This window comes from Variovorax sp. M-6, from assembly GCF_052114385.1.
In the GTDB taxonomy this organism is placed as follows: Bacteria; Pseudomonadota; Gammaproteobacteria; order Burkholderiales; family Burkholderiaceae_C; genus Variovorax.
This window is the reverse complement of record NZ_JBFREQ010000026.1, coordinates 14,030-26,728: the sequence shown is the minus strand read 5'-3', so window position 1 is coordinate 26,728 and position 12,699 is coordinate 14,030. Positions and strand designations below refer to the sequence as shown.

Here is a 12,699-nt window from a genome sequence, read left to right as displayed (position 1 = left end):
GGTGAAAAGCAAACAAACCACAGCGAGGCGCGATGCCAGTTTACAGCATGACCGGCTATGCCAGCGGCCAGAACGGCCCCACGGGCAGCCACTCCGACGCCGAAGCGCGCCCCTCGACGGCGGGTCGTCTCGGGGTCGAGATCCGCTCGGTCAACAGCCGATTCCTCGACCTGAGCTTCAAGCTGCCCGAGGAACTGCGCCAGCACGAACCGGCGCTTCGGGAGCTCCTCACGGGGCAGCTCAAGCGCGGCAAGGTCGAGGTCCGGGCCGCGATCGAGACCACCGGCACCGCGGGCATCGGCGACCCGTCGCCCAAACTGCTGCAGCGGCTCAACGGCGTGCAGGACAGCATCAAGTCGTGGCTGCCCGGCGCGCGCGACCTCAGCGTGGCCGACGTGCTGCGGCTGGCGGCCGGGGATTCGGCGCCGCGCGGCGACTGGGGCCCCGAGCTGGCCGAACTCACCGAAAAGACCCTGAAGTCATTGCTGGCCGCCCGCGAGCGCGAAGGCGCGCGGCTGGCCAAGATGCTGCTGGACCACCTCGCGCAGCTGCGCAAGCTGGCGGCCCAGGCCCTGCCGCTGGTGCCCCAGCTGGTGGAGCAGCAGCGCAACCGCTTCCTCGAACGCTGGCAGGACGCCATGGGCCTGGGCGGCGGCACCACCCCGCCCGAGGCGGCCCAGGACCGCGCCCTGTCGGAAGCCACGGCCTTCGCGATCCGCATCGACGTCGCCGAGGAATTGACCCGGCTCGACTCGCACCTCGACGAGATCGAGCGGCTGGTCAAGAAGGGCGGCGAGATCGGCAAGCGGCTCGATTTCCTGATCCAGGAGCTGCACCGGGAGGCCAACACCCTGGGCTCGAAGTCGGCGACGCTGGAGCTGACGCGCATCGGGGTCGACATGAAGGTGCTGGTGGAGCAGATGCGGGAGCAGGTGCAGAACATCGAGTGAGGGGTTTCATGGCGGCGCGCGCGATCCGAGAAACCCCTTGAACATCGGTTGGTCGACTCGACATCGCCGGGAATTGTGTATTCTTACCAAACCCGCATCGATACCAATGAGGTACGAAGATGACCGCGACCGCCACCCTGTCCAGCAAATATCAGATATCCATTCCCAAGGCCGTGCGTGAAGAACAGCACTGGCAAGCCGGGCAGGAGTTCGTTTTCATTCCAAAGGGCAAGGGCGTCCTCATGATGCCGGTGCCTGAGCTTGACCAACTGGCCGGCATCGCCAAGGGCGCGCGCACGGACGGCTACCGCGACCGCAAAGACCGCTACTGATGGCTGCGCCGTTGCGCGTGGTCGATACCTCGGCCTGGATCGAATGGCTTGCGGGCAGCACGCTCGGAAAGACACTGGGCCAGCAGTTCCCGGCCAAGCCGCAGTGCATCGTGCCCACCATCGTGCAGCTCGAACTCTCGAAGTGGCTGGTGCGCGAGGTCGGCGAAGAGCGGGCCGATCAGGTGATCGCCTATACGCAGAAGTGCGTCGTCGTGGCCATGGACACGACCATCGCGTTGCTCGCGGCGGATCTGCACCGCGAACACAAGCTGGCCACAGCCGATGCCATCGTCTACGCCACGGCGCAGCACCAACGGGCGGAGTTGATGACCTGCGACGCCCATTTCGAGGGGCTGCCGGACGTGGTGTTCTTTCCGAAGACGGCGTGATTGCGGGCGACCGCGATCCGCGCGTGCAATGCAGTCCCGCCGCGGGCTGTCACAAGCTGAAGGCGTCGAACGTCTACCCGACATGACCGACCCCACTGCCACCTTCAACCGCCTCCGCCCGCGCCTGCAGGGCATCGCCTACCGCATGCTCGGCGCCGTGGCCGAGGCCGAGGACGTGGTGCAGGACGCCTGGCTGCGCTGGCACGAGGCCGAGCAGGCGAGCATCGACAACGCCGAGGCCTGGCTGGTGACCATCACCACGCGGATCTCGATCGACCGGCTGCGCGCCGCCAAGGTGCAGCGCGAGCACTACGTCGGCTACTGGCTGCCCGAGCCGGTGCTGACCGACGCGCCCAGCACGCCCGAGCAGACCAAGGAACTCTCCGACGATGTGTCGGTGGCCTTCCTGATGCTGCTCGAACGGCTGGCGCCCGAGGCCCGCGCGGCCTTTCTTCTGCGCGAGGTGTTCGATGCCGACTACGGCGAGGTCGCGCAGGCGATCGGCAAGAGCGAGGCCGCCTGCCGCCAGATCGTGCACCGCGCGAAGACGCAGCTGCGCGAGGAGCGGCCGCGCTTCGCGGTCTCGCGCGACAGGCACCGGCAGCTGATGCGCGGCTTCGCCGAAGCGCTGTCGCGCGGCGATTTCGCGGCCATGAACGGGATGCTGGCCGAGAACGCCGAACTGATCGGCGACGGCGGCGGCATCGTGCCGAGCTTCGGCAAGCCGCTGCTCGGCGGCCAGCGCATCGCGCAGCTCTTCTATGCCACCCACCTGCGCTTCGGCAGCGGCGTGCGTGTGGAGCTCGCGATGATCAATGGCGAGTGGGCGCTGCTGCGCTTCATCGACGGGGTGCTCGAATCCGCAGGGTCCTACGAGACCGATGGCGAACGCATCACGCGCATCCACGTGCAGCGCAACCCCGAGAAGCTGGCGCGGCTGGCGGCGGCGTTTCAGGGCCATTGAGCGGGGTCTGTCACAAACCGGCGAGCTGGCCCGTCTTGTGGACATGGATGCAAGAAAGATCCGTCCATGACGCGAAGTTTCGCAAGCGGATGCCTCAGCCGTTCTGAGGCTCTCAAGGAAGTGACCATGACCCAACGCATCAACGCCATGCAGCAATCCCCCGCGCTGTACAAGAAATTCGTCGAGTTCAGCATGCTGCAGAAAGACAGCGCCATTGAGCAGACGATCCAGGACCTCGTGCACATCCGCGCCTCGCAGATCAACGGCTGCGGCTTCTGCCTCGACATGCACGTGAAGGAAGCCAAGCTGCACGGCGAGCGCGAACTGCGCGTCCACCATCTGGCAATCTGGCGCGAATCGACCCTGTTCAGCCCGCGCGAGCGCGCCGCGCTGGCCTGGACCGAGATCCTGACCCGGCTGCCCGAGCACGGCGTACCTGACGAGGTCTACGACCGCGTGCGCACCCAGCTGTCGGAGAAGGAACTGTCCGACCTGAGCTTCGTCGTGATGACGATCAATGCCTGGAACCGCCTCAGCATCGCCTTCAAGAATGTGCCGGGCTCGGCCGACAAGGCCTACGGCCTCGACAAGGCCGGGCTGGAGTGAACGCCACGACGTCGCGGGCTCACGGGAGTACCTTCGTGCTTCGCACTGCGGTGCGAGCTTGCTTGGGAGCGGCCCGGCGCTGCGCTCACGCGCTGCGCAGGCCCAGTCCGCCGACCCGGTCGACACACTTGCGCACCGCCCCCTGCATCACTTCCGGTGCAGCCGCCAGCGTGAACCAGTGCCGCGCCCGGGTGATGCCGGTGTAGACCAGCTCGCGCGTCAGCACCGGGCTCGGGCGCTCGGGCAGCAGCAGCGCGGCGTGCGCGAACTCGGAGCCCTGCGACTTGTGCACCGTCATCGCGAACACGGTCTCGACCGCGCGCAGCCGGCTCGGCAACACCCAGCGGATGCCGCCCTCGCCGTCGCCGGCGGTGAAGGCCACGCGCAAGGTCCAGCGCGGGCGCTGTTCGCCGGGCACGGATGTCGGCAGCGCCAGCGTCACGCCGACGTCGCCGTTCATCAGGCCCAGGCCGTAGTCGTTGCGCGTGACCAGCACCGGCCGGCCCGGGTACCAGCCACCGTGGTCGGCCTCGAGCAGGCCCTCGGCGCGCAGCAGGCCCGCGATGCGCAGGTTCAGGCCCTCGACGCCCTGCGGGCCGCTGCGCAGCGCGCACAGCAGCTGGAACTGGCCATAGGCCGCGAGCACCTCGCGCGCCCAGGCATCGAAGTCGGCCTGCGGTGCATCGATGCCGGGCTTGCGCGCGCGCATCAGCGCCAGGTAGTGGCGGTAGCCCGCCGGCGGCGGCACCGCCTTGCCGCCATCGACCCGCCCCTGGCCCTGCCCCGCAAAGCCCTCGGGCGCGCCGTCGATCGCCAGCCGGCGCAGCGCGCCGTCGTCGAGGCTGCGCTGCTGCGACAGGTCGGCGTAGCCGCGCTCGAACACGCGCCGCACCGCGCCGCCATCGCCCGCGTTGACCGCCTCGGCCAGCTTGCCTATGCCGCTCGCGGCACTGAAACGATGGCTGACACGCAGCTTGACCACCGCCTGGTCGAGCGCGCGGCCGTCGGCGTCGCACAGCTCGGGCTCGAGCAGTTCACCGGTGACGGCCCGCAGCCATGCGTCGGTGTCGATGCTGTAGTGGCCCGCATCGGCGCGCTGGCAGAGGTCGCCCAGCACCGCACCGGCCTCGACCGAGGCGAGCTGGTCCTTGTCGCCCAGCAGGATCAGCGGCGCATGCGGGGGCAGCGCGGCGAAGACGGAGGCCATCATCTCGAGGTCGAGCATCGAGGCCTCGTCGATCACCAGCAGGTCCAGCGCCAGCGGGTTGCGCGCGTCGTGGCGGAAGTGGCGCGTGTCGGGCCGGCTGCCCAGCAGGCGGTGCACCGTCGTCACGTCGGTCGGAATGGCCGCGCGCACGGCCTCGGGGTCCGGGAGGCCCTCGAGCGGCAGGCGCGCGACCGCGCCGGCGATGGATTCGTTGAGCCGCGCCGCCGCCTTGCCGGTGGGCGCGGCCAGGCGGATGCGCAGGCGCCGGCCCTTGCCGCCCGACAGCGCCAGGTGCTGCAGCACCGCGAGCAGGCGCACCACGGTGGTGGTCTTGCCGGTGCCCGGGCCGCCGGTGATGATGCCGAAGCCCTGTCGCGCGGCGAGCGCGCAGGCGATCTTCTGCCAGTCGACGGCGGCGCCGTCGCGGTGCGGGAACAGCACATCGAGCGCCGCGGCCAGGGTGGCCTGGGCCTCGGGCAAGGCCGCCGCGGTGGGCGTCGCCACCCGCTCGGCGATGGCCGCGCGCACCGATTGCTCGTACTGCCAGTAGCGGCGCAGGTACAGGCGGCTGCCGACCAGCACCAGCGGCGTGGCGCCCGGGCCATGGCCCACCAGCGCGGGATGCGCGAGCGCCTTGGTCCAGCGCGCCAGGCTCACGCCGGCCAGCAGGGCGGAGGGGGCGGTGATCGGCACCGCGCCCTCCACCGCCGCCCGCGCCGCGCCTTCGGGCGGCATCGACAAGGCCTGCCCCGCATCGGCCAGCGCGGCCTGGAGGTCCAGGCAGGCATGGCCGCGGCCCAGTTGGTGGCTGGCGAGCGCGGCGCCGAGGATCAGCAGCGGATCGGCCTCGGGCGCCTTCTGCGCCAGGAAGGCCGCAAAGCTCCTGTCCAGCGCGCGCAGCCAGCCCTCGGCGACCCAGCGTTCGAGGTCGGCAAGCAGGGGCGCGTGGCGCGCCGGGAGCGCGCCGAGGAAGACGTCGGTGGTCACGGTCGATGCTTTCATGACTGCAGTTCCGCCGCAGGGAGCGCCGCGCCGCTGAAGAGCGCATCCAGCGCCTCGATCAGCGCCCGGGGCGGACGCTCGCAGTGCAGCCCCTGGCCCGGCGCCGCATGGCCGCGCAGGAACAGGTAGACCGCGCCGCCGACGTGGCGCTCGTAGTCGTAGTCGGGCAGCCGCGCGCGCAGCAGGCGGTGCAGCGCGAAGACATAGAGCACGTACTGCAGCTCGTAGCGATGCGCAAGCACCGCGTCGCGCAGCGCCGCGGGCGTGTAGTCGGCATCGCGCGGGCCGAGCCAGTTGGACTTGTAGTCGGCCACGTAGTAGCGGCCCTCGTGCTCGAACACCAGGTCGATGAAGCCCTTGAGCATGCCGTTGAGCTGCTGCGGCAGCAGCGCCGCCCGCGGCGCGCCGCCCAGCGTGTGGCGGCAGACCAGGGCGTCGAGCGCGCGCAGGTCGACCTGCGTCACGCCGAACCAGAACTCCATTTCGATCTGGACCCGGCCCAGCGCCGAGGGCGCCACGGCGCCGCCGCCCAGGGCGCCCAGCGCCAGCGGCGTGGCGAGCCAGTCCAGCAGCCAGGCGCGCAGCGGCTCGGTCCAGGCGCTCCAGCCGCTCAGGTTGCAGCGCCGGGCGATCAGGTCGGCCAGGTCGGCCTGCGCCGCCGGATCGGACTGCACGCGCGCGAAGCCCTGGCGGCCCACCCACTCGAGCAGGCCATGCAGGAAGCTGCCCGGGCCGGCGCCGCGCGGGAAGTCGTGCAGGCTGCCGGTGCGCAGTTCGGGCGCGGGCAGTTCGTCGTCTTCCGGCACCGCCGCATCGGCGCGGCTGTCGGCATAGATGTCCTCGGCGGCGCTGGCGGGCGTGGGCGGCAGGGCCAGCCGCGTCGCGGGCTCGCCCTGGGCCAGCGCGGCCTCGTCGTCCAGCGTGTCGCCGGCCCGGCTCAGCGCCGAGTAGCTGGCGATCCACCAGCGCTCGCGCGGGCCGGAGGGCAGCGCGGGCTCGGGGGCGAGTTGCGGCGCGGCGGCGACCGGGCGATAGCGCTCATCGCCGGCCGCGGGCGCGGCCTGCACCGAGATCGCCGAAGACCCCCGTGCCAGTTCGCCCAGTGCATCCGCCAGTGCCGCGGGCGGCAGGGACGCGCCGCCGCCCAGCAGGTAGCCCAGCGCGCTGCGCTCCACGCCGGCCAGCGGCGCCACGCCGACCCAGGTGGCGTAGCGGGCGCGGGTCAGGGCCACGTAGAGCTTGCGCAGGTCTTCGCCCAGCCGCTCGCGGTCGACGCGCGCCAGCGACTCGGGGTCGGCCTGCAGCGCCACCACGAGCCGGCCGGCGTCGTCGTGCCACTTGAGCGGCAGGTCCTCGGCCTTGGCGGCCCGGAAGGCGGTGGCGAAGGGCAGGAAGACCAGCGGGTACTCGAGCCCCTTGGACTTGTGCACCGTGACGACCTTGACCAGGTCGGCATCGCTTTCGAGGCGCAGCTTGCGCGCGTCGCTGTCGCTGCCGCCGTCCTGCCGCTGCTCGGCCAGCCAGCGGATCAGCGCGTGTTCGCCGTCGAGCTGCGCGCTGGCCTGCTGCAGCAGTTCGGCCAGGTGCAGCAGGTCGGTCAGCGTGCGTTCGTCCTCCGCGGCCAGCAGGCGCTGCGGCACGCCGAAGTCGTTCAGCAGGTGGCGCAGCATCGGCAGCACGCCCTGGCGGCGCCAGGCCTGCTGGTAGCGGCGGAACTGCAGCACCCGCGCTTCCCATTGCAGCTCGTCGTGGTTGAGCCGGTCGAGCTCGGCCCAGCCCAGGGCCAGCGTGGCGCTGCCCAGCGCGGCGCGCAGCGGGCGGTCGTCGTCGGGCTCGGCGCAGGCGGCCAGCCAGCGCTGCAGTTCGGCGGCCACCGGGCTCTGAAAGACGGAATCCTTGTCCGAGAGATAGACGCTGCGGACCTCGCGCCGCGACAGCGCCTGGCGCACGGCGACCGCCTCGCGCCCGCTGTTGACCAGCACCGCGATGTCGCCGGGCCGGACCGGGCGCAGCGCCTCGCCCTCTTTCGCGAAGCCGGTGCGGCCGGCCTGGCCCTCGATGAGCAGGCGCACGATCTCGGTCGCGCAGGCGGCGGCGAGCAGGCGCTGGGCCTCGCCGTTGCCGGGCGGCGGATCGCCGTCGAGCGTCCAGCAGGTGAGCGCCGGGGCCTCCTCGCCCGCCACGCACCAGCGCTCGCTGCGGCCTCGGGCCTGCACCGCGAGGAAGGGCAGCGGGTTCTCGCCGCGCTCGCGAAACAGGAAGGCGCCCTGCCCTGCCGCGCGTTCCTCGGCCTGCATGAAGACGCGGTTGACCGCCTCGACCATCGCCGGCGTCGAACGGAAGTTGGTGCCGAGCGTGGCGTGGCGCGCTTCGGTGTCGCGCCGCGCCGCCAGGTAGGTGTGGATGTCGGCGCCGCGGAAGGCGTAGATCGCCTGCTTGGGGTCGCCGATCAGCACCACCGCGGTGTCCTGCGCGTTGGCCGCGATGCCGTAGACGGCGTCGAAGATGCGGTACTGCAGCGGATCGGTGTCCTGGAACTCGTCGATCAGCGCCACCGGGAACTGGCGCCGGATCAGGGCCGCGAGACGCTCGCCGTTGGGGCCTTGCAGCGCGGCGTCGAGCCGGGTCAGCAGTTCGTCGAAACCCATCTGCGCGCGCCGGGCCTGCTCGCTGGCCAGGCGTTCGGCGGACCAGCGGGCGGCGTGGCGCAGCAGGTCCTGGCGGCCATCCGGCAAGGCCCGCGCGGCTTCCTGCAAGGTCGCGAGCGCCTGCAGCGCAGGGTGCCGCAGCAGCGCGGTGTCGCCGCTCCAGCCGTCGGCCAAACCGGTGGGCGTGAGGCGGTCCCAGGCGGTCTTGGTCAGCCCGGGCAGCCGCCCCTCGCCCTCGGCCCAGTCGCGCAGCTTCTGCATCCACTCCTTGCGCTTGGGCAGCTTGCACTGCTTGGCGGCGGTGGCGGCTTCGAGGCCGGCCAGCAGCTCGACGGCCCAGCCCTCGTCGCCGGCCCACGGGGCCTTGAGGACCGCCAGCTCGCGCTCGGTGTGCTCGCGTGCGCGCTGCAGCGCGGCGGCGGGCGGCAGGCCCTCGCCCAGCGCCTCGCTCAGGCCCACCAGTTTCTCGACCGCACCCAGCAACGCCCCGGGCGTCGCCCACCAGCCGTGCACCCGCTTCGTGTCGGCGGGCGACAGCGGCGTGAAGAAACTGCGCCAGTAGTCGCGCATGACTTCGGCCTGCAGCTCGCGCTGGTCGGTCTCGAGCGTCTGGGTGAACAGGCTGCCGCTGTCGAAGGCGTGTTCGCGCAGCATGCGGTTGCACCAGCCGTGGATGGTGGAGACCGCGGCCTCGTCCATCCACTCGGCCGCGAGGCGCAGCGTGCGGGCGCAGGCGTGCCATTGGGCCGGCGGGTAGTCGGCGCGCAGGTCGTGCAGCAGGTCCAGGCCCTGCGGCTTCGGCGGCACCGTCGCGGGATCGGCGAGGAAGGCCTCGGCCGCTTCGGCCAGCCGGGCGCGGATGCGGTCGCGCAGCTCTTTCGTCGCGGCGTCGGTGAAGGTGACGACCAGGATCTCGGGCGGCGCCAGCGGGCGGCTGAACGCGGCCTCGCCGCCATGGCCCAGCACCAGGCGCAGGTACAGCGCGGCGATGGTGAAGGTCTTGCCGGTGCCGGCGCTGGCTTCGATCAGCCGGCTGCCGCGCAGCGGGAAGTACAGGGGTTGAAGCAGGGACGGCAGCGTCATGCGGCTTCCTTGGCGGCGGCCCGGCCCACGGCATCGCCCAGCGGCTTCAGCAGCGCGAGGCTCCAGCGGGCGAATTCGCCATCGGCCCACAGGGCGTCGAAATCGGGGTAGGCGCGCGCGAGATAGGCGTTGCCGTCGCGCTCGCCGAACTTGCCGTACTGCGGGTCGCTGTCCTCGTAGCAGGCGCGCGCGGCTTCCCGCGGCGCGCCGGCGGCGAGGTCGGCGGGCGTGCCGCCCCGGCCCAGCCAGGCCAGCGCGCTGCGCAGCGCCAGCGGCAGCGGCCGGCCGAGGCCTTGCTGCCAGGCGTCCAGCAGCACCGACCAGCAGGCCAGGGCGTGCGCCGGATCCAGCGGCTGCAGCGTCACGCTGCCGGCCTTGCTGACGATGCGGCTGGTGATCGGCCCGCCATCCAGGTGGCCGGCCACGTGCGCGATCCAGAACGGCACCAGCTTGTCGAGGCGGTAGCGCCCTTCCTTGACCAGGCTGCCGCTGTCGAGCAGCAGCCGGCATCGCTCGCCGTCGGCATTTGACCGCAGGCCGCCGAGCCAGTCGGCCAGGCGCAGCGCCTCGTCCATGCCCTCGGGCAGGAAGTCCAGCGCCGCATCGGGCAGCGCCTCGGGCCACTCGGCCAGCGCCTTGGCGTACGCGTCGAACATCTTCTCCATCGGCTCGGCCAGCCGTTCCTGCGCCAGGTCGGCGAAGTGGCCGGCCGGCAGTTCGCCGCGGCGCGCCATGCGTGCGAGCTGCGCGCCCAGCGCCTCCTCGCGCGAGCCGCCGGCCTCGAGCGCCGCCTTCTGCGCCTGGATCAGCTCGTTCTGCAACTGCCAGTTCTCGAGCGCGTCGAGGGCGAAGGGCTCCTCGTCCTCGCCGACCGGATCGTCGGCCTCGAAATGGATGCCCAGGCGCTGGCGGAAGAAGCTGCGCACGGGATCCTTGAGGAAGTCGGCCAGCAGACGCAGCGTGAGCGGGCCGTCGAAGGTCCAGGGGGCCAGTTCGGCGGCCTCCGAGCCGACCGATGGCTGCGCCAGCAGGCCGGCACGCCACTCGCGCGCATGGCTGAAGAGACGCTCGTCGCCGCCCCGCGTGAAGTAGGCCGGGTGGAAGGGCTGGAGGCGGTGCTCCACCGTCAGCGCGTGCAGCAGGCGCTCGCCCGCCTCCTGCTGCGGCAGCGCCTCGTCGCCGGCGAGAAGCCAGCCGGCCGCCAGGTGGTCGCGCAGCTGGGCGACCAGCACCGAGGGCGGGCGCTCCGAATGGTCGTGGATGCTGCGCCCGACCCAGCTGATGTGCAGCAGCTCGCGCGCCGACAGCAGCGCCTCGAGGAACAGGTAGCGGTCGTCCTCGCGCCGCGAGCGGTCGCCGGGCCGGTAGTCCTGGCCCATCAGGTCGAAGTCCATCGGCACCCGGCTGCGCGGATAGTCGCCGTCGTTCATGCCGAGCAGCGCCACCACGCGGAACGGAATCGCGCGCATCGGCATCAAGGTCGCGAAGGTCACGGCGCCGGCGAAGAAGGGCTGGTTCAAGGTCGGCTGGTCGATCTGCGCCAGCCAGTGTTCGCGCACCACCGAGAGCGGCACCTCCTCGGCCAGGCCTGCGCCGGCGCAGGCGTCCAGCCACTGCTGCAGCGCCGTCTCGAGCCGCTGCAGCGTGAAGCCGTCGCTGTCCTCGTCGGCGGCGAAGAAGTCGGCCAGCAACGCGCGCAGCCGCTCGCCCCAGACCGCGGGCGCGGCGGGCGTGGCGAGCGTGCGCCAGTGGCTTTCGAGCGTGGACATCAGCTGCACCAGCGGGCCCAGCAGCGCGGCGTCCAGGCCGCCCACTTCGTCGAGCGGCTCGACCCCGGCCCAGGCCTCGCCCGCGCCGACGGCGTAGCCCAGCAGCATGCGCTGCAGGCCGAAGTCCCAGCTGTTCTGCGCCAGCGCTTCGGGCAGGTCGAGCATGCGGCGCTGCTCGGCATGCAGGCCCCAGCGGATGTTGGCGGCCGAGATCCAGCGGTGCAGCAGCGGCTGCTGGTTCTCGTCGATGCCGAAGCGCGCGCGCAGCGCCGGCACTTCGAGCCAGTCGAGCAGGTCGCTCACGGCGATGCGCGACTGAGGCAGGGCCAGCAGCTTCTCGAGCGCGCCCAGCAGCGGATCGTGATGGCGCTGGCCCTGGTCGGCCAGGGTGTAGGGCACATGGCGAGGATCGTCCGTGGCGAGCAAGCCGAACACCGCCTGGATGTGCGGCGCGTAGGCCGCGACGTCGGGCACCATCACGATCACGTCGCGCGGGCGCAGGGTGGCATCGGCCGCGAAGGCGGACAGCAGCTGGTCGTGCAGCACCTCGACCTCGCGCTGCGGACCGTGCGTGGCGTGGAAGCGGATCGAGCGGTCGGCGCCCGCATCGAGCGCCGACCATTTCTCGCGCGTTTCGGCCAGCGGGCGCAGGTCGCGGATGTCGTCTTGCAGCTGGCGCAGCAGCGTGTCGCGCGGGTTGGGATCGAAGCAGTCGATGCGCTGGCCGATGGCCGCGAAGCGCTCGGCATAGGCCTCGTGCGCGTCGTGGGCGTCGAGCAGGCGGATGAAGTCGCGGCCCTGCTTGCCCCAGGCGGCCAGCAGCGGCTGGGCGTGCAGGTGCAGGCTCTCCTCGGCGATGGCGCCCTCGCCGCCGGGGCGCCGGCGCTGGCGCAGGCGCTCGGCGCGCAGCAGGTCCTTGTCGGCCACGATGTGGGACCAGTCGTGCTCGCAGGGGTTGTGCACGCACATCAGCACCTGCATCCAGCGCGCCAGCGCGGCCAGCACCTCGAGCGACTGCTGCGGCAGCGAGGAGACGCCGAACACCACCAGCCGCCGCGGCAATCCGGCCGGACGCTCGCCCTGCCAGGCCGAGGCCGCGGCCATGAAGCGCTGGTGCACGGCGGCGCGGCTGTGGGCCGCGCCGGCCGGGCCGACGTCGTCGAGCAGCGCGCGCCAGAGGCGCGGCTGCCAGCGCAATTCCTCGGCCACCGGCTGGGCGCCGGAGCGGCCAGTGGCGATCAGGTCATGGCCTTCGGCCCAGCCGGCCAGCCAGTCGGCCCGGTAGACCTGGTACTGGTCGAACAGGTCGGCCAGGCGCTCGGCCAGCTGGTGGCGCTTGCGCAGGTCGGCATCGTCGGCGAGGAATCGGCGCAGCGGCGCGAACACCTCCTCGGCCAGCAGCGCGGGCAGCAGCCGCATCAGCCGCCAGACCAGCAAGGACTTGTCGAAGGGCGAGGCCGCGGGCACCGCCTGCGCGCCCAGCACCGCGCGGTAGGCCTGCCAGATGAAGCTGGCCGGCAGCGCGGTCTGCAGCGCGGCGGCGATGCCGACGCCGCCCTGCCCGGCATCGCGCGCCAGCGAAAGCCTGAGCCACTGCGCCACGCCGTTGCTCTGCACCAGCACCCACTCGTCCTCGAGCGGCGCCAGCGGATGACGGGCCATCCAGGCGACCATCAGATCGCGCAGCGCCTCCGGGTGATTGCTGTGCACGGCCATGAAGCCGGGAGAAAGAGCGGTGTCGGTCATCGC

General features: G+C 72.1%; 8 protein-coding genes. 5 read left to right on the top strand and 3 right to left on the bottom strand.

Annotation, left to right across the window (positions count from 1 at the left end; all coding sequences use genetic code 11):
- Positions 1 to 32: 32 nt before the first annotated feature.
- The 5 genes from AB4Z46_RS25365 (at position 33) to AB4Z46_RS25345 (ending at position 3,241) form a co-directional block, all read left to right on the top strand.
- Entirely contained in the window at positions 33 to 950 is a 918-nt protein-coding gene (locus tag AB4Z46_RS25365) for a YicC/YloC family endoribonuclease (RefSeq protein WP_442286318.1), read from the top strand.
- Positions 951 to 1,069: 119 nt separating this feature from the next.
- Positions 1,070 to 1,282: an AbrB/MazE/SpoVT family DNA-binding domain-containing protein gene (locus AB4Z46_RS25360; protein WP_442286317.1), complete on the top strand. Its 213-nt coding sequence runs from the start codon at positions 1,070 to 1,072 to the stop codon at positions 1,280 to 1,282.
- Positions 1,282 to 1,671 (top strand): type II toxin-antitoxin system VapC family toxin, encoded by a 390-nt coding sequence (locus tag AB4Z46_RS25355; RefSeq protein ID WP_442286316.1) that lies wholly within the window; start codon positions 1,282 to 1,284, stop codon positions 1,669 to 1,671. The genes AB4Z46_RS25360 and AB4Z46_RS25355 overlap by 1 nt, the downstream gene beginning before the upstream one ends.
- An 82-nt stretch (positions 1,672 to 1,753) precedes the next feature.
- Positions 1,754 to 2,635 (top strand): RNA polymerase sigma-70 factor, encoded by an 882-nt coding sequence (locus AB4Z46_RS25350; RefSeq protein WP_442286315.1) that lies wholly within the window; start codon positions 1,754 to 1,756, stop codon positions 2,633 to 2,635.
- A gap of 126 nt (positions 2,636 to 2,761) precedes the next feature.
- Positions 2,762 to 3,241, top strand: a complete 480-nt coding sequence (locus tag AB4Z46_RS25345; RefSeq protein WP_442286314.1) for a carboxymuconolactone decarboxylase family protein — start codon at positions 2,762 to 2,764, stop codon at positions 3,239 to 3,241.
- Between the two features lie 85 nt (positions 3,242 to 3,326).
- Here the strand turns inward: AB4Z46_RS25345 and recD are convergent, their stop codons facing one another.
- From recD to recC, 3 genes are read right to left on the bottom strand one after another with little or no spacing between them, the layout of a single operon-like run.
- Positions 3,327 to 5,450 carry an exodeoxyribonuclease V subunit alpha gene (recD, locus tag AB4Z46_RS25340; protein ID WP_442286313.1) on the bottom strand — a complete coding sequence of 708 codons (2,124 nt, stop codon included), beginning with the start codon at positions 5,448 to 5,450 and terminating at the stop codon, positions 3,327 to 3,329.
- Entirely contained in the window at positions 5,447 to 9,181 is a 3,735-nt protein-coding gene (gene recB, locus AB4Z46_RS25335; RefSeq protein ID WP_442286312.1) for an exodeoxyribonuclease V subunit beta, read from the bottom strand. Before recB ends, recD begins: the two co-directional genes overlap by 4 nt.
- Positions 9,178 to 12,696 (bottom strand): exodeoxyribonuclease V subunit gamma, encoded by a 3,519-nt coding sequence (gene recC, locus AB4Z46_RS25330; RefSeq protein ID WP_442286311.1) that lies wholly within the window; start codon positions 12,694 to 12,696, stop codon positions 9,178 to 9,180. Before recC ends, recB begins: the two co-directional genes overlap by 4 nt.
- Positions 12,697 to 12,699: the final 3 nt, after the last annotated feature.